Origin of the sequence: Vibrio sp. 2-2(8), assembly GCF_963888495.1 — a bacterium.
GTDB classification, from domain to species: Bacteria; Pseudomonadota; Gammaproteobacteria; order Enterobacterales; family Vibrionaceae; genus Vibrio; species Vibrio anguillarum.
This window is the reverse complement of record NZ_CAWPJM010000052.1, coordinates 117,893-140,275: the sequence shown is the minus strand read 5'-3', so window position 1 is coordinate 140,275 and position 22,383 is coordinate 117,893. Positions and strand designations below refer to the sequence as shown.

General features: G+C 45.6%; 19 protein-coding genes. 15 read left to right on the top strand and 4 right to left on the bottom strand.

All coding sequences use genetic code 11. The features are described from left to right. Positions 1–76 precede the first annotated feature (76 nt). Together AACV12_RS14810 and AACV12_RS14805 are read right to left on the bottom strand one after the other, a co-directional pair. Positions 77–1,546, bottom strand: coding sequence for a dihydrolipoyl dehydrogenase (locus tag AACV12_RS14810; RefSeq protein WP_170900720.1), 1,470 nt, complete (start codon positions 1,544–1,546; stop codon positions 77–79). 113 nt (positions 1,547–1,659) lie between these two features. Next, a complete protein-coding gene (locus AACV12_RS14805) occupies positions 1,660–2,388 on the bottom strand; it encodes a redoxin family protein (RefSeq protein ID WP_013855882.1) in 729 nt (242 codons plus the stop codon). A gap of 146 nt (positions 2,389–2,534) precedes the next feature. Here AACV12_RS14805 and oxyR point away from each other — a divergent pair, with 146 nt between their 5' ends. Next, positions 2,535–3,425, top strand: a complete 891-nt coding sequence (oxyR, locus tag AACV12_RS14800; protein ID WP_026027425.1) for a DNA-binding transcriptional regulator OxyR — start codon at positions 2,535–2,537, stop codon at positions 3,423–3,425. Between the two features lie 36 nt (positions 3,426–3,461). Here oxyR and AACV12_RS14795 read toward each other — a convergent pair whose 3' ends face one another. Then, on the bottom strand, positions 3,462–5,960 hold the full coding sequence (locus AACV12_RS14795; protein ID WP_170900631.1) for a PBP1A family penicillin-binding protein: 2,499 nt from the start codon (positions 5,958–5,960) through the stop codon (positions 3,462–3,464). Between the two features lie 149 nt (positions 5,961–6,109). Between AACV12_RS14795 and pilM the strand changes: the two genes are divergently transcribed. The 14 genes from pilM (at position 6,110) to AACV12_RS14725 (ending at position 21,397) form a co-directional block, all read left to right on the top strand. Next, entirely contained in the window at positions 6,110–7,120 is a 1,011-nt protein-coding gene (gene pilM, locus AACV12_RS14790; RefSeq protein ID WP_170900629.1) for a type IV pilus assembly protein PilM, read from the top strand. Further along, positions 7,110–7,712, top strand: a complete 603-nt coding sequence (locus tag AACV12_RS14785) for a PilN domain-containing protein (protein WP_017047271.1) — start codon at positions 7,110–7,112, stop codon at positions 7,710–7,712. The genes pilM and AACV12_RS14785 overlap by 11 nt, the downstream gene beginning before the upstream one ends. Next, on the top strand, positions 7,705–8,298 hold the full coding sequence (locus tag AACV12_RS14780; RefSeq protein ID WP_013855887.1) for a type 4a pilus biogenesis protein PilO: 594 nt from the start codon (positions 7,705–7,707) through the stop codon (positions 8,296–8,298). Before AACV12_RS14785 ends, AACV12_RS14780 begins: the two co-directional genes overlap by 8 nt. Beyond that, a complete protein-coding gene (locus AACV12_RS14775; protein ID WP_170900627.1) occupies positions 8,285–8,806 on the top strand; it encodes a pilus assembly protein PilP in 522 nt (173 codons plus the stop codon). The genes AACV12_RS14780 and AACV12_RS14775 overlap by 14 nt, the downstream gene beginning before the upstream one ends. 23 nt (positions 8,807–8,829) lie before the next feature. Further along, positions 8,830–10,545: a type IV pilus secretin PilQ gene (locus tag AACV12_RS14770; protein ID WP_013855889.1), complete on the top strand. Its 1,716-nt coding sequence runs from the start codon at positions 8,830–8,832 to the stop codon at positions 10,543–10,545. Between the two features lie 186 nt (positions 10,546–10,731). Continuing rightward, entirely contained in the window at positions 10,732–11,253 is a 522-nt protein-coding gene (gene aroK, locus AACV12_RS14765) for a shikimate kinase AroK (RefSeq protein WP_010317691.1), read from the top strand. Between the two features lie 24 nt (positions 11,254–11,277). After that, positions 11,278–12,366, top strand: a complete 1,089-nt coding sequence (gene aroB, locus AACV12_RS14760) for a 3-dehydroquinate synthase (RefSeq protein ID WP_026027426.1) — start codon at positions 11,278–11,280, stop codon at positions 12,364–12,366. Between the two features lie 48 nt (positions 12,367–12,414). After that, positions 12,415–13,914, top strand: a complete 1,500-nt coding sequence (locus AACV12_RS14755) for an SPOR domain-containing protein (protein ID WP_013855891.1) — start codon at positions 12,415–12,417, stop codon at positions 13,912–13,914. Positions 13,915–13,983: 69 nt separating this feature from the next. Continuing rightward, positions 13,984–14,814, top strand: a complete 831-nt coding sequence (locus AACV12_RS14750; RefSeq protein ID WP_013855892.1) for a Dam family site-specific DNA-(adenine-N6)-methyltransferase — start codon at positions 13,984–13,986, stop codon at positions 14,812–14,814. 112 nt (positions 14,815–14,926) lie between these two features. Next, a complete protein-coding gene (gene rpe, locus AACV12_RS14745) occupies positions 14,927–15,601 on the top strand; it encodes a ribulose-phosphate 3-epimerase (RefSeq protein WP_013855893.1) in 675 nt (224 codons plus the stop codon). A gap of 95 nt (positions 15,602–15,696) precedes the next feature. Continuing rightward, the gene (locus tag AACV12_RS14740; protein WP_026027427.1) at positions 15,697–16,383 is read left to right on the top strand and encodes a phosphoglycolate phosphatase; all 687 of its coding nucleotides are present in this window, start codon (positions 15,697–15,699) and stop codon (positions 16,381–16,383) included. Between the two features lie 155 nt (positions 16,384–16,538). After that, positions 16,539–17,555, top strand: coding sequence for a tryptophan--tRNA ligase (gene trpS / locus AACV12_RS14735; RefSeq protein WP_013855895.1), 1,017 nt, complete (start codon positions 16,539–16,541; stop codon positions 17,553–17,555). 155 nt (positions 17,556–17,710) lie between these two features. Further along, positions 17,711–18,475 carry a substrate-binding periplasmic protein gene (locus AACV12_RS14730; protein ID WP_088718007.1) on the top strand — a complete coding sequence of 255 codons (765 nt, stop codon included), beginning with the start codon at positions 17,711–17,713 and terminating at the stop codon, positions 18,473–18,475. 306 nt (positions 18,476–18,781) lie between these two features. Next, on the top strand, positions 18,782–21,397 hold the full coding sequence (locus AACV12_RS14725; RefSeq protein WP_170900625.1) for an ExeM/NucH family extracellular endonuclease: 2,616 nt from the start codon (positions 18,782–18,784) through the stop codon (positions 21,395–21,397). A gap of 45 nt (positions 21,398–21,442) precedes the next feature. On the opposite strand, the gene AACV12_RS14720 is transcribed toward AACV12_RS14725, so the two are convergent. Continuing rightward, positions 21,443–22,333 carry a LysR family transcriptional regulator gene (locus tag AACV12_RS14720; RefSeq protein ID WP_170900623.1) on the bottom strand — a complete coding sequence of 297 codons (891 nt, stop codon included), beginning with the start codon at positions 22,331–22,333 and terminating at the stop codon, positions 21,443–21,445. Between the last annotated feature and the right edge of the window lie 50 nt (positions 22,334–22,383).

Here is a 22,383-nt window from a genome sequence, read left to right as displayed (position 1 = left end):
GAGTTAAGGCGCGGCTGAAACTAAAGCGTATAAAAAACGGCCGCACAAGGGCGACCGCATGAATGGATGTTGAAAATTAACAGCCCGGACCGCAGTCCATGCAATGCTTTATCATCTCAGGACCTAAATGCAGTTTAGCGTTTAGATCACGCAGCGCGGTGCGCACGCCTTCTTCAATTACGGGGTGATAAAAAGGCATATCCAACATCTGTGAAATCGTCATCTGATTTTGATGTGCCCACGCCAGTAAATGAGCCAAGTGCTCTGCATTCGGCCCCATCATTTCAGCGCCTAAAAATCGCCCTGTTCCTTGTTCGCCATACACATGCAATAACCCTTTATTGCGCAGCATGACGCGTGAACGGCCTTGATTTTCAAACGACACAGTACCGATAGCAAAACAGCCACAATTTCCTAAACGAGTGGTTAGCTGTTTGTAGGATTCACCGACCATCGCAATTTGTGGGTCTGAAAAAACCGCTGAGATAGAAGAACGACGAAGCCCGGCACGAATATCTGGGTAGCGGCCAGCGTTATCCCCTGCAATACGACCTTGATCGGCCGCTTCATGAAGCAGTGGCAGTTGATTACTGGCATCACCAGCAATGAAAATACTGTCTACAGAGGTTTGCAGCGTATAGTAATCGGCCGCTGGTACGCCACGCGCATCAAGGCCTACATCGGTATTTTCAATTGCCAATTTATCTACGTTCGGGCGACGACCGGTTGCCGCCAACACATAGTCAACGACAAATGTCTCGAGCTGCCCTTCACGGTTGATGAATTGGATTTCAACTTTGTCGTTTTGGCCTGTTGGAGAAGCAATGCGTTTCATGCTTTCCACTTTAACGTCAGCGTCTAAATAGAATTCTTCTTTAAACGTTTTATCGGCGTAAGCCATCACATCAGGGTCGGTTAATGGGCCAACTTGTCCACCAATGCCGAACAGCTTCACTTTTACCCCTAAGCGATGTAAGGCTTGACCTAGTTCTAAGCCAATCACCCCTGGGCCAAATACGGCAACAGATTCCGGTAAGTCGTCCCACTCAAATAGGTCATCATTAATGATTAAGCGATCGCCAAGTTCATGCCATACCGCAGGGTAGGCTGGGCGAGAACCGGTAGCAATCACGATCCGCTTGGCGTTGATTTGGGTATGGTTGTCAACTTGCAGGGTGTGGTTGTCGATAAATTGGGCGTAGCCTGAGATTTTGTCTTCAGCGGGGATCTCCTCAACGCCTTCAAGCACAAATCCGACAAAGCGGTCACGTTCACGTTTTACCCGCGCCATCACTTCATGCCCATTAATGACAATTTCACCTTGAGGATGAATACCAAAAGCAGGAGCTTTGTGGATGTGATGGACGCTTTCAGCGGCCGCAATCAGTAACTTAGATGGCATGCAGCCGACGCGAGCGCATGTGGTTCCGTATGGGCCACCTTCGATCATGACGACACTAGTCGTATGTGCTTTTGCTGCACGATAAGCGCCGAGTCCTGCGGTCCCACCACCAATAATGGCTACATCAACGTTTAACTGTTTCATCATCGCTTTCTCTAAATTTGGAATGTGGATAGTCGATGGCAACATTTAATAATGCTGTCATTGAGTCTAAATGAGGAGGATGCCCTAGGAAGATTTTCCTAGGGCAGGCGTGATTAGCCCAGGTAAGCTTCTAGCTCTTCGCTGCCGCCGATGTGTTTACCACCAACGAAAACTTGCGGAACGGTGGTACGGCCTGTGATAGCTCGTAAGCTCACTGTGGTTGCATCTTTACCCAATACCACTTCTTCATATTGAAGACCGTGGTCAATCAAGAGTTGTTTTGCTTTAGTACAGAATGGGCAACCTGGTTTAGTAAATACGGTAACCGATTCTTGTGTTTTATAGTTAGGTGCAATGTATTTCAGCATAGTGTCAGCATCTGATACTTTGAACGGGTCACCCGGTTCATCAGCTTCGATAAACATTTTTTCGATGATGCCATCTTTGACTAACATGCTGTAACGCCATGAACGTTTGCCAAAACCGATTTGGCTTTTATCAACTAACATACCCATGCCGTCAGTAAATTCGCCATTGCCATCAGGAATGAAAGTAATATTCTCTGCTTCTTGGTCTGCTTTCCAAGCATTCATCACAAAGGTATCGTTCACCGAAACACATAGGATGTCATCAACACCATGCTCTTTAAACACCGGGTACAGTTCGTTGTAACGCGGCAAGTGGCTTGATGAACAGGTTGGGGTGAAGGCACCTGGCAAGCTAAATACGATAACGGTTTTACCTTTGAATAATTGATCTGTTGTGAGATTAACCCAAGCATCACCTTGACGAGTAGGGAAAGTGACTTGTGGTACCGCTTGGCCTTCTTTAGATACTAACATTCTATTTTCCTTGTGATTTTCTAAGTTAGGTTATGATTTTAAGAGCCGCTGCTCTCATTTGTTGAAGCCATTATGGAAGAAAACCTTTGATAGCTCCAATCGTTTGATGCTATGGTTTTGATAGGTGGATTCTATTGAGATTGAAGATGAACATTCGTGATTTTGAGTACTTAGTATCATTAGCTGAACATAAACATTTTCGTAAAGCAGCAGAAGCTTGTTTTGTGAGCCAGCCAACACTCAGTGGCCAGATCCGCAAACTGGAGGATGAGCTGGGAACAGTATTATTAGAGCGCAGCAGTCGCCGAGTATTGTTCACCGATTCGGGCCTACAATTGGTCGATCAGGCCAAGCGTATTTTAAGTGAAATCAAAACCTTCAGAGATATGGCCAGCGGCCAAGGCGGCTCGATGAGTGGTCCTATCCATATTGGATTCATTCCCACTTTAGGTCCCTACCTTTTGCCGCGTATTGTGCCTTTTTTAAAAGAGCAATTTCCTGAACTGGAGCTCTATTTACACGAAGCGCAAACCCAACAGCTTGTGCGCCAGTTAGAAGATGGCAAACTCGATTGTTTAGTGTTGGCCTCCGTTGCGGAAACGGCTCATTTTAAAGAGATTGATCTGTATGACGAAGCATTGAGTATTGCCGTGCCTAGTGGGCATGAATGGGCTGCAAAAAGTGAAGTAAGTATGTTGGATTTGAAAGGGCGAACGGTATTGGCTTTAGGTGACGGTCATTGCTTACGCGATCAAGCCTTAGGTTTCTGTTTTGCGGCAGGCGCAAAAGATGACGAACGTTTTAAAGCGACCAGCTTAGAGACGCTGCGTAATATGGTCGCAGCGGGTGGGGGAATTACCCTGTTACCTGAACTCTCTTTACCAGATGTCAAAGAGAAGGATGGCGTTTGTTACCTTAAAGCGGTCAACCCGCAGCCTTCACGCCGCTTAGTATTAGCTTATCGGCCGGGATCGCCATTGAGGCAGCGTTTTGAGCAGTTGGCTCACGCAATCAAAACAAAGCTAAATGAGAAATAAAAAAAGAGGCTAAATTTAGCCTCTTTTTACTGAGCTTTAGAATAGCTCTTCACCTGAAGGTGAAGAGTAGATGTTGTCAGAGACACTCTCTGCGACATACTCGGTTGGCTCTGTGCCTTGAATGAAGTATTCAAACATCGAGCTTGAATCAAACTTATTGGTTAACAGGCCGGTATCGATATCGATTCTTACCCGCACAATATTGGCGGGAATGGGTTTGTCTTGCGCTGGCACATCGACCAGTACTTGACGCATAAAATCAATCCAAGCGGGTTGTGCCGTTTTTGCTCCCGCTTCCGCACCGGATACACCATCGTCATCTACATTGCTGTTTTCGGTTGTCCTACCTAAGTTGCGGTTATGATCATCAAATCCGACCCAAGCAATAGCGACCATACCCGGTGCATAGCCGTTGTACCACGCATCTTTGGAGTCATTGGTCGTTCCTGTTTTACCACCAATATCACGACGCCCCAGCTTTTGTGCACGCCAGCCTGTACCATTCCAACCCGTTCCTTCACGCCAATTTCCGCCACCCCAAATATTGCTGTACATCATCTCTCGGACAAGAAATGCGTTTTGTTCGGAAATTACTTGTGGAGCATAGTGCGATGCAACATCTTGTTCATCGAACTCATTTGTGTCTGGGGTGCATTGTTGTTGGCAAACGACTTTTGGTGTGGCTTGATACTCAAGTTTGCCAAAGGGATCTTCAACTTTGCTGATGTAATAGGGTTCAACATAATAGCCGCCATTGGCAAACACGGAATAGCCTTGCGCCATCTTAACCGGCGTTAAGCTTCCCGCACCTAAGGCAATGGTTTCTGAGCGTGGTACTTGGTCAATATCAAAACCAAAGCGAGTGAGATACTCACGTGTTTCATCCAGCCCAACAGCGCGTAGCACTCTCACCGCCATCACGTTTTTGGATTGAGCCAAGCCAACGCGAAGACGAGTTGGGCCAATATAAGTCGGTGGTGAGTTTTTAGGACGCCATGCTGTACCTTGGCTTTGGTCCCACTGGTTAATCGGCGCATCATTAATGAGCGTCGCTAAGGTCATGCCTTTATCGATGGCGGCAGAGTAGATAAAGGGTTTAATACTTGAGCCGACTTGGCGCACCGATTGAGTCGCACGGTTAAATTTATTGTGCACAAAGTTAAAGCCGCCAACCAGCGCCAGTACCGCACCATTTTCTGGGTTCATGGCAACAAAGGCAGTGTTGGCATTGGGTACTTGGCTTAAGTACCACTGTGGTACTTCGTCGGTGGTATGCTCATCACTGTATTCAGCACGATTACGTACCCAAATTTGTTCACCAGCGGCGATGATTTCCGTCGCTGTACTCGGAACCGGTCCTTGTCGAGAATCAGTTAAGAAACGGCGAGCCCAGTTCATGCCTTGCCATTCAATGGTCTGCAATCCTTGGTTTTTCACCCAAACCGTAGCCGATTGGCTGCTTACGTGGGTAACGACGGCTGGTAATAAATCTCCATAAGTCGGCTCATTATTTAAGTGCTCGGCCAGTTGCTGTTCATTCAATGGCGTTTGGCCTTCTTTCCAAACTACTTTTTCAGCACCGCGATAGCCATGACGCTCATCATAGGCGAGTAGGTTATTGATTGCAGCTTTACTCGCGGCTTGCTGCTGTTTGGAATCTACCGTTGTGGTGACAATCATGCCAGAGGTATAGGCCGACTCTTCACCATAGCGCTCCACCATCCATGAACGGGCGATTTCTGCCACATAAGGTGCATTAAGTTCAATTTCAGCACCGTGGTATTTCGACATTAAGGGCTCAGAGCGGGCTTGCGCATATTGCGCTTGGGTTATGTATTTCTCATCAAGCATTCTCTGTAGCACCACGTTACGGCGGTTAGTCGCGCGATCTAGAGAATAGATAGGGTTCATGGTTGAAGGTGCTTTGGGAAGTCCTGCAATCAGGGCAATTTCACTCAGCGTTAAATCTTTGACTTCTTTTCCAAAATAAACTTGGGCTGCCGCTCCAATTCCATACGATCGGTAACCGAGATAAATTTTATTGAGATAAAGCTCTAGGATTTCTTTTTTCGTCAGCAATTGTTCGATATGAATAGCGATAAAAATCTCTTTGATTTTTCGCATGATCTTCTTCTCATTAGAGAGATAGAAGTTACGAGCAAGCTGCTGAGTAATGGTACTTGCACCTTGTTTAGCGCTACCTGAGGCGATCACAGCGACCGCAGCACGCGTGATACCAATTGGGTCAAAACCATAGTGCTCGTAGAAGCGGCTATCTTCGGTGGCGATAATCGCTTCGATAAGTTCAGGTGGGATCTCTTCAATACGCAGCGGAACTCGGCGCTTTTCTCCAAATTGGGCGATGAGCTTGCCATCTTGACTATAGACCTGCATCGGTGTCTGCAATTGTACATCACGTAAAGTCGCTACATCGGGGAGGTCTGGCTTCACGTAAAAATAGAAGCCAAATATCGTAGTGACTCCAAGAATAATGCAAATCAATGAAAGTAATAACAATCGCTTTATGAACTTCACCGGATAATCCCTGTTTAGTTAAGGCTGCCCTTATGCAAACCCTTGTACTCTAGGCTAAAAATTTAGCTCTAAAAATAAATTGTGGCTTATTTAACCTCAAAATAAGCAAATCGAGCTAAGCCTAAGCAGCGTTACTGGAGCTAAGCCGTATGGGTAAATCAATGGTTACGGGTATAGATATTGGCCACCATAGTATTAAAGCGGTGGTGTTAAAGCTAGCGGGTGATTCATATGCACTCGTCGGTTATAAAGAATTATTTATTACTGAGGACATATTCTCCGATAACCACACGCTGGATTATCAGAAAATTGTAAAGAAACTCAAAGAACTAAGAAAGGGTTTACCACTATTTAGTCACAAAGTCGCCATATCGGTACCGGACAATGCGGTAATAAGTAAGGTATTACAGATAGATAGTGACCTGCAGGCGCGTGAAAAAGAGTTTGCTATTTATCAGGCATTTTCTCATCAGTCACCGTTCCCGATAGAAGAACTGAGTCTCGATTTCGTCAAAGTGATGGAAAAAAGCGTAAGTCGCAGTAGCACCGTAAGTTATCAAGTTTACGCCACTCGTAAAGACGTCGTGGAAAGCCGTGCGTTAGCGGCTCAAAAAGCGGGCTTTTTTCCGATCGCGGTTGATGTGCAAATACACAGTTTGTTAAACATTTGGCAGTTGGCGAGCAGGGCACAACATCGCAGCGATTGGATGCTCATGGATGTGGGCCATACCCAAACGGCGCTCTGTATTGATTTTACTGATAAAGCCCCTTTTCATAAAGAAATCCCTCTCGGTTGTCAGTGGTTGTCCCAAGACAGCGCGATGTCGGGCACCAATGCGGAATTAGCCGATAAAAACGAGCGCTTTGTGCATGAGTTGATCGAGCGACTTCAACGTCAGTTGCAGCTTTTCACCTCCGTCAATGGCGCGGGCAGTTTAGCAGGCATTTGGCTCTCAGGTGGTGGCGTAGATACTCCGATGTTGGCGCAAGAGATCTCGCGGCGTCTCAAGCTTGAGTGCGAGATTCTCGATCCCTTCCTTCTGTTTAACAATAAGTTAGCGAAACGCCAGCGAGGTAAGCAGTCTGGGCAGAGTTTTAGCACCGCAGCTGGTCTTGCACTGCGTGGTATCGAGTGGTTGGAGTCTTCTCATGTTGCATAGTATTAACTTACTGCCTTGGCGAGAGGAACAAAGAGCGGCGCATAAGCGTCGTTTTATGGGCTTGGTCGTCTTAGGTGTGATGAGCGCTGTTGGTATTCAATGGGGTATCGGTTTGTATTTCTCTGGGCAAGCGCAGCAGCAAGAGTCTCGTCTGGCCTATTTGAATCAATACATTCAGCAGCTTGATAAACAGATCAATGCATTAAAAATGACGGAACAAGAACACAAGGCACTATTAACTCGCTTATCGGTTGTTGAGTCATTGCAAAGTCAACGCAATAAAACCACCGAGTTGATGAACCTGATGCCACAGCTTATGCCTGAAGGAGTCTACGTCGATAAGATCAAAATGAATGGTGAAGAAATTGAAATTACGGGCATCAGTGACAGCACTGCGCGTCTTGCGACCATGCTCGATAATTTTGAAAAATCAGCCTTACTTTCCGATGTCAACATGCACTCTATCGTGCACGGTAATAAGCGATTTGGTAAGGAGTTTCAGACGTTTAAAGTGTCATTTATGTTTCATTCCCCGACACCACAGGGCTCTGTGCTAACCAAGATTCGGCCTACAGGAGCTGTCCATGACTAGTTTTCAAGATCTTGATATGGATGAAATGGCTGAATGGCCGTTGCTGCCTCAACTGCTGGTTATTTTGGTGTTGATGCTGATTATTCAAGGCGTTGGCGCGTGGTTCTACCTGATGCCTCAAAATGAGCAATTGCAGAACTTAAAACAGCAAGAAGAGGTGCTGAAATCGACCTTACGGATTAAGGCCAGCAAAGCCGCCACCTTACCCCAGTTGCAAGCTCAACTGGATGAATTAACTGAACGTTATGATTTTTTATTACGCCAATTACCCGTGCAAAAAGAGCTCGCAAGCATGCTCGCATCGGTCAATGAACTAGGGCTAGATAACGCGTTAACCTTTACACGTATTGATTGGGGAGAAAAACAGAATAAAGAGTTTCTGTATCGTTTGCCGCTCAATATCGAATTAACTGGGAATTACCACGACATTGGTGATTTCTCAGAGGCGATCGCGAAATTGCCCCGCATTATTAATTTCGATGATGTTGATTGGCAACGGGTTAGCCAGGAAAGCAGCACGTTACATTTTAGGGTGCGCGCTTATACCTATCAATTCAAGCAAGAGGTGGACGATGAAAAACAATAATCTGCTGCTGATGGTGCTGTTGAGTACCAGTGTATTGGTTGGTTGTAAGGCGAATCAAGATTCATTGAAGGTTTATGTGGAGCAGGTCGAGGGGCAAGCACGCAAAGAAGTCTCCAAATTAAAACCCATTATTCAATTTGAAGTTGCTCATTATGCGCAACATGAATCCCGCGAACCTTTTGTGCTGCCTAAAGAAGCGATTGTACAAAATCAGCCTGTAGTGAAGGCAGACTGCTGGCAACCTCCGGCTCGCAGTAAAAATGGCCAGCTAGAGCGCTATCCGCTTAATCAACTGCGATTAAAAGGCGTGATGAGTAGCGGGGGCGCGGTATCGGCATTAGTGCAAACGCCCCAAGGCAAGGTCGTCAACGTGAAAGCGGGACAATATTTAGGTTTGAATCACGGCAAAGTTACTCGAGTTAATTCCAATTACCTGCTGATCAATGAAACCTTGCCAGACGGCTTAGGTTGTTGGAATCAACGTAACGTCAAATTGGCTCTGAAATAGAATTTGAATTTAGAGAAATCACTATGATTAAAGGACTACAGACACAAATGACTATGGTATTTCGGAGCCTCTTATTTGGCTTATTATTGAGTGTGGCAGGGCTAAGTGTGGCGGCAGAAACGACGCAGACCAACGAGCTTAAAGGCATTGATTTTCGAGTCAATAAAAACAAAGACGCTGTATTGATTGTTGAACTCGCATCACCTTCGACAGTAGTTAATGTGCAGAAAGTGGCTGACGGTTTACAAATTGAACTGCTTAAGACGGATGTCTCCAATGAGAAACTGTATGTCTTGGACGTCAAAGATTTTGCAACCGTTGTTGAGAGTATCGAGGTATTGCGCAAAGAGCCAAGTACACAGTTACTGGCGACCATTCATGGCGAGTTTAAGTATGATTACAGCTTGAAAGGGAAATACCTTGAGGTGGTGATTGGCAAACTGAAAGAACAAGAAAAACCTAAGCCGAAGAGCATTCTTGAGAAAGAGGGCAAGCTTATCTCGATTAACTTTCAAGATATTCCTGTGCGAAATGTTTTGCAGCTTATCGCAGATTATAACGCGTTTAACCTAGTCGTCTCAGATTCGGTCACTGGTAACCTGACGCTACGGCTTGATGGCGTGCCTTGGCAGCAAGTGCTCGATATCATTTTGCAAGTCAAGGGATTAGATAAGCGTGTTGACGGTAATGTGATTTTAGTTGCACCTAAAGAAGAGTTGGATTTACGTGAAAAGCAGCAGCTTGAAAAGGCACGTTTGGCTGAAGAGTTGGGCGATCTACGTTCTGAAATCATCAAAATTAATTTTGCTAAGGCGTCTGATATTGCGCAGATGATTGGCGGTGAAGGGGCGGTCAGCATGTTGTCTGAGCGAGGTTCCATCAGTATCGACGAGCGAACCAACTCACTGCTGATCCGTGAATTGGCTGAGAATATTGTGGTGATACGCCAAATTGTTGAATCGCTCGATATCCCGGTCAAACAGGTACAGATTGAAGCGCGCATTGTTACGGTCAACGAAGGTAATTTGGATGAACTTGGCGTACGCTGGGGTTTCACCTCGACCAATGGCAACAACACCGCAGGCGGAAGTATTGAAAGTAATTTATTCCAAGTGGGCAAGTTGGGGGAAAGCACATTGCCCGTTGATGACTTCCTTAACGTAAACTTAGCGGCGACCTCCGCTAATGCCTCAAGTATTGCCTTCCAAGTGGCTAAGTTGGGGTCGGATATGTTGTTGGATTTAGAGCTTTCAGCGCTACAACGTGAGTCGAAAGCGGAGATCATTTCCAGCCCTCGTTTGATTACGACCAACAAGAAACCCGCTTATATCGAGCAGGGTACGGAGATCCCTTATTTGGAGTCTTCTTCCAGCGGGGCAACGACAGTCGCCTTCAAAAAAGCGGTGCTGAGTTTAAAAGTGACGCCACAGATAACGCCGGATAATCGTTTAGTGTTAGATCTCAGTGTCACTCAAGACCGGCCTGGGGATATTGTAAAAACAGGGACGGGAGAAGCGGTTGCAATTAATACTCAGCGTATTGGCACTCAAGTATTGGTCAATAATGGAGAAACCGTGGTCCTTGGTGGAATATTCCAACATAGCGTCAACAATACGGTGGATAAGGTGCCATTGCTTGGTGATTTGCCATTGCTTGGTGCATTGTTCCGCCGTTCCTATGAGCAAGTGGGCAAAAGTGAGCTGCTGATTTTCGTGACACCGAAAGTCGTCATTCAATAACTTACGGCTGATATTGCGATTGGTTAAAAAATAAAGTTGCATTAGTGGCACCATATCTAGATAATTTCGGGTCTTATCACGAATCATCTGTGAGGAATAGGTGCCACGAGCGTCTTAACGGTCAGTATTATACTGGCTAATCTTGTGGCGATGTCATTGAATTAACGTTGTAAATTACTGCTAAACATGGCTGAGAAACGCAATATTTTCCTTGTTGGCCCAATGGGCGCCGGCAAAAGTACAATTGGTAGACATCTTGCTCAACAACTGCATATGGAGTTTTTAGACTCAGATACAGTCATTGAAGAGCGTACAGGCGCAGATATCGCATGGGTATTTGACGTCGAAGGTGAAGAGGGCTTCCGTAAACGTGAGGAAGCTGTAATTAATGACCTAACCGAGAAACAAGGTATTGTACTCGCAACAGGCGGTGGTTCTGTTAAGAGTAAAGAAAACCGTAATCGTTTATCTGCTCGTGGTATTGTGGTCTACCTTGAAACGACGATTGAAAAACAACTTGCACGCACGAACCGTGACAAAAAACGGCCATTGCTTCAAACAGACAATCCACGTGAAGTCTTAGAATGCTTGGCTGATGAACGTAACGATCTTTACGCTGAGATCGCTGATTTTACGGTTCGTACTGACGATCAAGGTGCAAAAGTGGTAGCCAACGAGATCGTAAAAATGCTAGAAGAACATTCCTAAGTTCTTTATTTTGGAGTGCAAACCATGGAACGGATTACGGTCAGTTTAGATGAGCGTAGCTACCCAATCTCAATTGGCGCCGGATTATTTAATGATCCGGCCCTCCTTTCTTTCTTATCGGCCAAACAAAAAGTCGTCGTCATCAGTAATGTGACGGTCGCGCCTTTGTACGCGGATAAAATCTTCGCCCTTCTTGCACCGCATGCTTGTAACGTCTCCTTGCTTGAACTGCCAGATGGCGAGCAGTACAAAACTTTAGATACATTTAACACGGTGATGAGTTACCTGCTGGAAGGTAATTACAGCCGTGATGTGGTGATCATCGCTTTAGGTGGTGGCGTGATTGGTGATTTAGTTGGATTCGCCGCAGCCTGTTATCAGCGCGGAGTCGATTTTATCCAAATACCGACCACGCTGCTTTCGCAAGTGGACTCCTCCGTTGGCGGTAAAACCGCAGTCAATCATGCTTTAGGTAAAAACATGATTGGTGCATTTTATCAGCCGAAAGCCGTCATTATTGATACTGAATGTTTGGCGACTTTACCTGCGCGAGAATTTGCCGCTGGTATGGCGGAAGTGATCAAATATGGCATCATTTACGATCATGATTTCTTTGTCTGGCTGGAAGAGAATCTCGATAAACTCTATGCCTTAGATGAGCAAGCGCTAAGTTATGCCATCGCTCGCTGCTGTCAAATTAAAGCCGATGTGGTCGCTCAAGATGAAAAAGAGTCGGGAATTCGCGCGTTGTTGAACCTAGGTCATACATTTGGTCATGCGATTGAAGCGCAGCTCGGGTATGGTAATTGGCTACACGGTGAAGCGGTTTCTGCCGGAACGGTGATGGCCGCTAAAACGGCGCAGTTACAAGGTTTAATTAACGATCAGCAAGTTGAGCGGATTGTTTCTATACTCAAAAGAGCAAATTTACCGATTCATACGCCCGAAAGCATGTCGTTTTCTGACTTTATGCAACACATGATGCGTGATAAAAAAGTGCTTTCAGGCGAACTACGTTTGGTGCTACCAACCAGTATTGGTACATCACAAGTAGTGAAAGGTGTACCCGAAGCGGTCATTGAACAAGCGATTGACTTCTGCCGCACCCTGTAAATCTTCATTGATACTAATTTGACAGTTGTCTGTCAGTAGGACGGCCTAATGAGTTTGGCGAATGAATTACGTATATTGGAATTAGATTCGCAAGTCGAGCTACTTGAGCGTTTGCAATTATTGACCAATTTTGGCTCAAATGTCATTACCGTTGGTGGTGGATTAGGTTTTGGTAAATCTTGGTTAGCGCAGCGTTATTTAGAAGCGTGGGCCGAAGATAAAAACCAATCTCTGTTGCTGTGTCATCCCAATCAAGATGACCAGCAGCGTCGAGCGACCATTCTTACCCAAATCGTTTCAGGCCCGTTATTTAATCCTCACGATACACTTTCTGACAGCTTAGCTCGCCTGCTTGATGGTGGCGGTTGTGATGTGGTGATTGTTGTCGATGACGCTCATCTACTCTCCGAAACCTTAGTGTCTGAGCTATGGATGCTGGTGTTAGAAGCACAAGCCAATCCATTGTGGACCATCAATGTCGTATTATTTGCACAAGCTAATAGCCTTGATGCTTTGCTGACTCGTTTAAGCTACGGACAAGAGCATAAACCCGTAGAGCTTGAGATTGAAGCCCTAAGCAATGAAGAAGCGGATCGCTTTTTTGAAAATCTGGTCATGCGTTATGTACCCGATGAGATGGAGCGCCGCGTACGCAACGCTTACAAAAAGGTGAAACGCGTGCCTGGGGAAATCATGGCATTAGGAGAGCAGAAAATGGAAAAAAGGATCATCATCCGTTCGATTATCGGTTCTCCTGTGCAGATCGCTGCTTTGGTTTTACTGCTTCTGCTCATCATCGGTGGTGGTTACTGGTGGCTATTTACCCAGCCCTCACCCGATGAGCAAGCGTCGCAAATTACAGGCACACTCGAGCAGACGGTGATTCCGACGCTAGGGGATGCTGCTGCACCAACAGTCAATACGCTTAACGATGATTCAGCAACTGACGCCACCAATAATGGGAAGGAGCTTGCGAAAAGTGACCCGAGTTATTTAGATGCTGAAGATGATTCCAGTTCGTTACCACCCGATGTGATGGAGAATTCAGAGAGCGTGGGCATAATTGACAGCGATCAGCAACGAGTGGTGATTGAGTCTGATGTTGTGGATGCGCTTTTGGAAGGCAATTCGACCAAAGCCGATACGTCAGTGATTAATAATGCACTTGCTGATGCACAAAACCGCACGGCGCAAACTGTGCCAGTAAGTGAGACTGCCACTGCTGCTGCGCCAACGAAAATCACCTTCTCCTTTGCGAGAGAAGAACTCAAAGCCTTTTCGCCACGCAGCTATACTTTGCAATTAGCGGCAGTCAGTTCGCTTGCTGAAGCACAAAACTTTATTAACACCTACGCGCTGCAAGAAAAGGTGCGTATTTATCCGACAGCACGCAATGATGTGGAGTGGTACATCATCACCTATGGTAATTATCCAACCATCCAGTTTGCGCGTGATGCCGTTGAAACCTTACCGAAAGCGTTGCAATTGCAAGGCCCTTGGGCCAAATCGCTCAGCCAAGTACAGCGAGAGATTGATCGTGCGAAATAACGCTGAGCTTGACGCAAAAATATGTTACATTCCGCAGCCTTATTTCGTGGTTGAAAGATAGAGCAGTAAATGAAGAAGCAGCGTGCCTTTCTTAAATGGGCTGGTGGTAAGTATGGCCTAGTCGAAGAGATTCAACGTCACCTGCCGCCAGCGCGTAAACTGGTTGAACCCTTTGTTGGTGCTGGCTCTGTGTTCCTCAATACTGATTTTGAACAGTATTTGTTGGCCGATATCAATCCTGATCTCATCAACTTGTACAACCTGATCAAAGATCAACCTGAACTGTACATCACCGAATCTAAGCGTTGGTTCACGGCCGATAACAACCGTAAAGAAGCGTATCTCGATATTCGCAAAGAGTTCAATAAAACCGATGACGTACTGTATCGTTCGTTGGCGTTTTTATACATGAACCGTTTTGGTTTTAATGGGTTATGTCGCTACAACAAAAAAGGCGGTTTCAATGTGCCTTTTGGTTCTTATAAAAAGCCTTATTTCCCGCAAGCAGAATTGGAGTTTTTTGCCGAGAAAGCCAAGAAAGCGACCTTTATTTGCGAAGGATACGAAGAGACGTTTCGTCGTGCTCGCAAGGGCTGTGTTGTCTATTGCGATCCGCCATACGCGCCACTCTCTACCACCGCCAATTTTACTTCTTATTCTGGTAATGGCTTTTCATTGGATGATCAAGCCTCATTGGCCGATGTCGCCGAAAAAGCCGCCAATGATCGTGGCATACCGGTACTGATTTCCAATCATGACACTAAGTTAACGCGCCGTTTATATCATGGTGCAGAACTTAACGTGGTCAAGGTTAAGCGCACCATTAGCCGTAATGGAGCAGGGCGCAACAAAGTAGATGAGTTGTTGGCACTGTTCAATACAGCGGAATGCGAAGGTTAACATTTCGCAGTTAAATCGGGTGTCGCGCTAGGATATCTTGGCCAGCTTAGGTAGAATTGCGGGCGAATTTTGCTCATCACGCATTTGCGCCCACTAGCCTAAGAGGTCAGGTATGAAAGATTTCCTAATTGCCCCATCTATACTCTCAGCAGATTTTGCTCGTCTTGGCGAAGATGTTGAGAAAGTGCTTGCCGCTGGGGCAGACGTTGTCCATTTTGATGTAATGGATAACCACTACGTTCCCAACTTGACCTTTGGTGCTCCGATTTGTAAGGCGCTGCGTGACTATGGTGTTACGGCCCCGATTGATGTTCACCTGATGGTGAAACCAGTTGATCGCATTATTCCTGATTTTGCCAAAGCAGGGGCTTCGATGATCACTTTTCATGTGGAAGCTTCTGATCACGTTGATCGCACATTGCAATTGATCAAAGAGCACGGATGCCAAGCGGGTGTAGTGCTCAATCCAGCTACGCCACTTGCGCATCTCGAATTTATTATGGATAAAGTGGACCTCATTTTGCTGATGTCGGTTAACCCTGGTTTTGGTGGCCAATCTTTTATTCCGCATACGTTGGATAAACTGCGCGCGGTGCGTCAATTGATTGAGCAATCGGGTCGTCATATCCGCCTTGAAATTGATGGTGGAGTCAAAGTCGATAACATTCGTGAAATTGCACAAGCGGGCGCAGATATGTTTGTCGCAGGCTCGGCTATTTTTGGTCAACCTAATTACCAAACGGTGATTGATGAGATGCGCGCAGAATTAGCCAAAGTGGCGCGCTAAGTCATAATACTGACTACACCTCAATAATCACTACGCAACATACTTATAACGCAACAAGGGGCTTTGTGCCCCTTGTCTATTATTCGGAAGTTAAGATGTCTTTAAGCTCAATTAAATTAATCGCCTTTGATCTCGATGGTACCTTGCTCGACAGCGTGCCAGATTTAGCCGTAGCCGCCGACCAAGCGGTACAATCGTTAGGCTATTCATCAGTATCAGAAATGCAAGTGCGTGATTACGTCGGCAATGGTGCAGATGTGCTGATCGCTCGCTCACTTAGCCAAAGTTTAACCATCAACCCTGATCTTAGCGATGAGATCAAAGCCACCGCTCGTGAGCGTTTTGATGAATTTTATGCCCAAACGGGCCATAAACTGAGCCATTTATATCCCCAAGTGAAAGAAACCTTAGCGCAGCTACACAGTGCTGGATTCACATTAGCTTTGGTGACCAATAAACCGTCTAAGTTTGTACCTGACGTATTGGTACAACATGGTATTGAGCACTTTTTTAGTGATGTGATTGGTGGTGATACCTTCCCGATCAAAAAACCTGATCCAATGGCGCTTAACTGGCTATTGGATAAACATCAACTAACGGCCAAGGAAATGTTGATGGTTGGGGATTCGAAAAACGATATTTTAGCGGCTAAAAATGCGGGTTGTTATTCGTTTGGTTTGACTTATGGCTACAATCACGGTGAGCCCATTTCAGCTTCCAACCCTGATTACGTGGCGGACTGTATCGACCAATTGCTTGATGTGTTGCGAGTTTCAGCATAAAAGTTCACACAATGCGCTAGTAAAATACTCGTCAATGAGTACACTGCATAAACCGCGTTATCGCTAAATCAAGTATCACTTAGCGAATAAGCGCGGTTTTTTTTCACAGACATTTTCAGTCTTATCTCATTTTAAGTAGCAAGGAAATCATCCCTATGAGCAAACCCATTGTATTGAGTGGTGTTCAACCGTCAGGTGAACTAAGTATCGGTAACTATTTGGGTGCTCTACGTCAATGGCAACAGATGCAAGATGACTATGATTGTCAATACTGCGTGGTTGACCTGCATGCGATCACGGTTCGTCAAGATCCGAAAGCACTGCATGAAGCCACGTTAGATGCATTGTCAATCTGTCTTGCAGTTGGTGTTGACCCTAAAAAGAGCACGCTATTTGTTCAGTCACACGTACCAGAGCATGCTCAATTGGGTTGGCTTCTCAACTGCTACACGCAGATGGGTGAATTGAGCCGCATGACTCAGTTCAAAGACAAATCAGCACGTTATGCGAACGATGTGAATGCGGGCTTATTTGGTTATCCTGTGTTGATGGCGGCCGATATTCTACTTTATGGCGCGCACCAAGTACCCGTGGGCAGTGACCAAAAGCAGCACTTAGAACTTGCGCGAGATATCGCGACTCGTTTTAACAACATCTATAGTCCTGAAAAGCCGATCTTCACCATTCCAGAGCCTTACATTCCTCAAGTGAACGCGCGAGTAATGAGCCTGCAAGATGCGACGAAAAAGATGTCTAAGTCAGATGATAACCGTAAGAATGTCATCACTTTGCTGGAAGATCCAAAGTCGATTATCAAGAAGGTTAATAAGGCTCAGACAGATACTGAAACGCCACCACGCATCGCTTTTGATACCGAAAACAAAGCGGGCATCTCCAACTTGATGAGTTTGTACTCTGCGGCGACAGGCAAAAGCTTTGCTGAGATTGAAGCGCAATATCAAGGTGTTGAGATGTACGGCCCTTTCAAGAAAGATGTTGGCGAAGCGCTGGTTGCCATGCTGGAGCCTGTTCAAGCTGAATACGCGCGCATTCGAGAAGATCGCGCGTATCTTGATTCAGTAATGAAAGCGGGTGCAGAAAAAGCCTCGGCCCGCGCTGCGATCACTTTGAAAAAAGCATTTAAAGCGGTAGGGTTTGTCGAGCGTCCTTAGTTTTTCCTGCGACAATCTAACTCCTTTCGCATTAAATAAAGCTAGGTTTTCCTAGCTTTATTTTTTACTTCTGCTTAATAAAATTTGATCTTTCTCTTTGTATTGTAGGCTTAGGTCTACACTTTAAATCATAACCATGATGATGAGTTTTGAACATGAGACGACTGCTGTTATTAGGATTGATGTTCATCTGTAGTGCCGCCGCCGCAGAGCCAGTTCGTATTTGTGTTGGTGATGTGAATGTTTGGCCCCCGTTCACCTATTGGCAGGGGAGCTCGTATCAAGAAAAAGCCGATTCCTTGACTGGCTCAGCCACAACGCTGGTGTTGGACGCATTAAAATCTCACAACATCGATTACCAGTTTTATTTTATGCCTTGGGCGCGAGTCCAGCATGAACTGACGCAAGAGCGCGGTCGCTGCGATCTGACATGGGATGCAAGTTATCGCGCAGAAAGGGCTGAGTACAGCTATTTTTCGGTCCCACTTTATACGATTCAACTCGGTTATTTTACGCTGCCAGACAACCATGAAGATTTAAAAGACCCATCCGTTGATGGCGTATTATGCGGAGTTAATGGCTTTAATTATGAGAATTTTGCACTGTCTAGAGAACCCTCTCTCTATTTAAATTCCGTACAGCAAGCGCTGAATATGCTGCAAAAAGAGCGGTGTGATTGGTTTGTGAGTGAAATTGAACCCATTTATGGTGGAATTCAGTTGGGTTTATATAAAATTGATCGGCCAATCGTTCATCATTTTCTCGCTAGAAACAAGCCGTACCACGTGCAAGTTCGCCGTAGCTTAGAAAATTCGATGCCGCTGTTAAATCAGCTTAATGACTATTTTCTCGATGCGCAGCAAACTGGTCGCGCGCAGGCGGTCTTTGATCGCTACCTCTCTTTTAGCCAGCCACAATAATCAAACTAAGGTGTTTGTCGTGTATGGAGCACCTTGTTTGCTTTTCTTTTTAGAAAAATAAGACTTTTCACCTCACTGCAATATAACTGTCGAAACCCCCCTTTACCTTCTTTGTTGAAAGTTTGCGCTTAGTTCAAGTATTTGCTCTAGCTATGCGATGTTGATCTCGATATGAATGGTGAATGTTTTTATCTTTCATTTAAAAACACAACACTGTACGCGCAAATGGAACCAATCCCCTTTATAAACGTGATTTACAACACCTTGCTTACCACTTCGGTTACAGAGCAGGGAAAGAGGTGAACAATGGAATCGACACGAATTAAACCCTTTGGCCGAACATTACTCGCTGCGGCGATAAGCTCCACATTGGCTGTATCAGCTCAAGCTGAGATTATTATTTCTCAGTATGTAGAAGGCAGCAGCTTCAATAAGGCCATCGAAATTGCTAACACTAGCAATGCATCCGTCAGTTTAGACAATTTCATTTTAGCGAAATCAAGCAATGGCGGTGGGAACTGGGATACACAGTTGCCCCTGACTGGGCGAGTAATTGCCGCGAACGATGTGTTAGTGATTTCTCATGCCAGCGCCAATAGTGCTATCCAAGCGGTGAGTGATGAAAATGATGGCTCGGTGATTAATTTTAACGGTGATGATCCGGTGGCGCTGCTAAACAGTGATGGTAGCGTACATGATGTGTTGGGAGTGATGGGCGGTATTAACTGGGGCAAGGACACCACTTTAGTGCGTAATAGCGATAGCCTCACGCCCTCAGCGGCTTATCAAGCTGCGCAGTGGAGCGCGTTAGGCAAGGATAATATTGAAGGGTTAGGCGCACTCGATGCCGTTGAGCCACCGGCTGAATTTACCTGTACTCAAGAGGGATCTGAACCCACCTTTACGTCTATTCAAGCGATCCAAGGCGAAGGGCAAACCTCTCCTTTTATTAGTGGCTACCCTTACATCACCGACCAAGAATATTTTGTCAAAGGTGTCGTGAGTGCCGTTACCACAGGGTTAACTAAGGGTTTTTATCTGCAAGCGTTGGAAGATGATTACAACTTAAATACCTCTGAAGGTTTGTTTGTTTTTACCGATCAATCAAGCTCAAGTTTAAAACCGGGAGATGTGGTTTGTGTGAAAGGTAAAGTACAGGAGTATTACAACCTCACACAGCTTAAAGTCGAAAACAACCAATGGCTAAAACAAGGTGAACAAGAGGCACCACAAGCGACCGCGATAGAGATTTTGCCCACCGATGAGAACTTTGAACACACATTAGAGCGTTATGAAGGCATGGTGGTAAAAACCACACCAGAGCTGGATATGCGTGTGACGCGCACCTTTGGTTATGACTATGCTTCTCGTCGCAATAACATGGTGTTAGCGCAAGGTCGTATTAACATGCAGCCGAACCAGCTATTCGCTGCGGGCTCTGAGCAAGCCAAACAGCAGAGCATCGAAAACGCGCAGCGCCGCTTGTTTATTGAATCAGATGCGAAAGCCGCCGATGGCCAAATTCCGTACTACCCAGAGTTTGGTCGCAGTGATATTGATCAAAATGGTTCGACGGAAGATTACATCCGCATTGATGACAGCATCATAGGTTTAGAAGGTGTGCTCTCATACGGTTACAACGAATATCGTCTGATTGTGACCAATTCGCTCGATCAAGAGAATTTCGTGCGCAATGATCCTCGCAGCGAGAAACCGGATATCGATGAAGGTGATCTGCGCATTGCCACATTCAACGTGCTTAACTATTTCAACTCGCCGTTTGGCGGTGATGCAAATCAGCATGGTGATAATCGTGGTGCTAATAACCTTGCAGAATTTGAACTGCAGCAAGCGAAGATCGTCAATGCGATTGTACGTTTGGATGCCGATATTGTCGGTTTGATGGAAATTGAGAATAACGGTTTCGGTGCAGGGTCGGCGATTGCGCAATTGGTCAATCAGATCAACAGCCAGATCTCGGATAAGAAAAAGCATTACCGTTTTGTCGCGATTGACTCAAATAATGATGGCGTGACCGATGAACTTGATTCTATTGGCACGGATGTGATCACCACAGGAGTGATTTATCGTGAAAAAGTAGTGAAGTTGACAGAGAATCGTGTAATTCCAATGCCAAGCCAGCAAGCACCAGAAGTGTTGGATGACAAAGGCAAAGTGATTGAAGATGGTAAAAATTACCAGCGTGACACGCTTGCACCGACCTTCAAAGTTAAAGGTGGCAATGAGAAAATTACCGTCGCGGTTAACCATCTAAAATCCAAAGGCTCGGCATGTTGGGAAGATGCCGCACCAGTTGAACAAGGTGGGCAAGGCGGCAAAGATCTTGATTTTCAAGGTGCATGTGAACAATTCCGTGTCGCAGCTGCAGTTGCTTTAGGTGAAGCGTTACAAAAAATAAAAGGGCATAAAGTCATTTTGGGTGATATGAACTCTTACGGTATGGAAGACCCGATGCTCGTATTGACGGACTACAGCCCAGAGAAGTATGGCAAAACCATTCGTGCGGCACGTAACACTTACATTGCAGGTACTCCTCAGTTTGGTGATGATGGCGCGTTGATTACTCACAATTATGGGTACCTTAACGCCGTGGCGATAAAACATCCAGAGAGCTGGAGTTACTCATTTAATGATGAAGTTGGCGCACTGGATCATTTGCTGGTCAGCAAAAGTTTGAAAGGCAAAGTGGTGGATGCGACCGATTGGCACATCAACGGTGGTGAATCGACACTGTTTGATTACAACAGTGAATTCAAAGGTGATTTGCCCAAATATCAAGATCATTTCCGCGCATCTGATCATGATCCTGCCGTGTTAGAACTGAACATCTATGGCGGTTCATTCGGCCTAGGAGCACTCTTCTCATTACTCGGCTTTGGTATGTGGCGACGTCGTCGTTAAGGCTTAAAGTGCGCCCCGTTAACTGACGGGGCGTTTTTGTTTTGCTCAAGCTCGGATTTTTTCAATTAAATAATCAATAAATAGCCTTACTCGTGGCGCAAGGTGGTGACGGCTCGGGTAAAGAATGTTCATGGTGTTATCTGATAGATAATAATCTGGAAAAAGCCTGACGAGGTTAGGATCATTGATTTCGTCAGCGAGAAAATTGGCAATCAAGCCGATCCCCATGCCTTGTTGTACCATTGACATCGCACCAAGCGGCGCATTGCAGATATGTTTAGGGCGGGTTTTGATGTCGCATCTCACTCCCTTTGGATTGATTAGCGTGACTTTATCTTGAGGAAGATTCAATAAAGTTAACGCAACCCATGGGTGCTGCTCTAAATCTCGTAGTTTCCTTAATAAAGGTGCACTAGCTAAGTATTTTTTACTGGCGTATATCCCCATTTTAAAAGGCATTAATTCGCGGCCAACCATTGAGCAAGATGTCAGTTCACCCATTCTGATCAGCACATCTAATTGTGTGGCTACTGGATCTTGTAAACCATCTTCGAGTTGAATATCAAACAGCACATTGGGGTAACTCTCAGAAAATGTTGAAATCAGCGGACTTAAAATATAGCTGCCGACATCAATGGTTGTACCGATCCTAATCACGCCTGCCACATCGGTAGACAAATACTGGACGGCCCGTAGCGCGTCTTCTGCCAGCGGTAAGAGGCCATTGGTATGTTGATAAAATGCGTGCCCTTCAGTCGTTAGGCTAACTTTACGGGTAGAGCGATGCAGTAAACGTACGTTAAGATGTGATTCTAGCAAGCTAACTTGCTCGCTCACTTTCGATTTTGCTATGCCTAACGATTCACCAGCCGAGGTAAACGAACCGTATTCAACCACTTTATTAAAAATGGCAATACGTTTTAACTCACTCAACATAATTGTTCCCTTATTGGTAACCTTTCGTTCTTGTTTTGTTATCTAGTCAA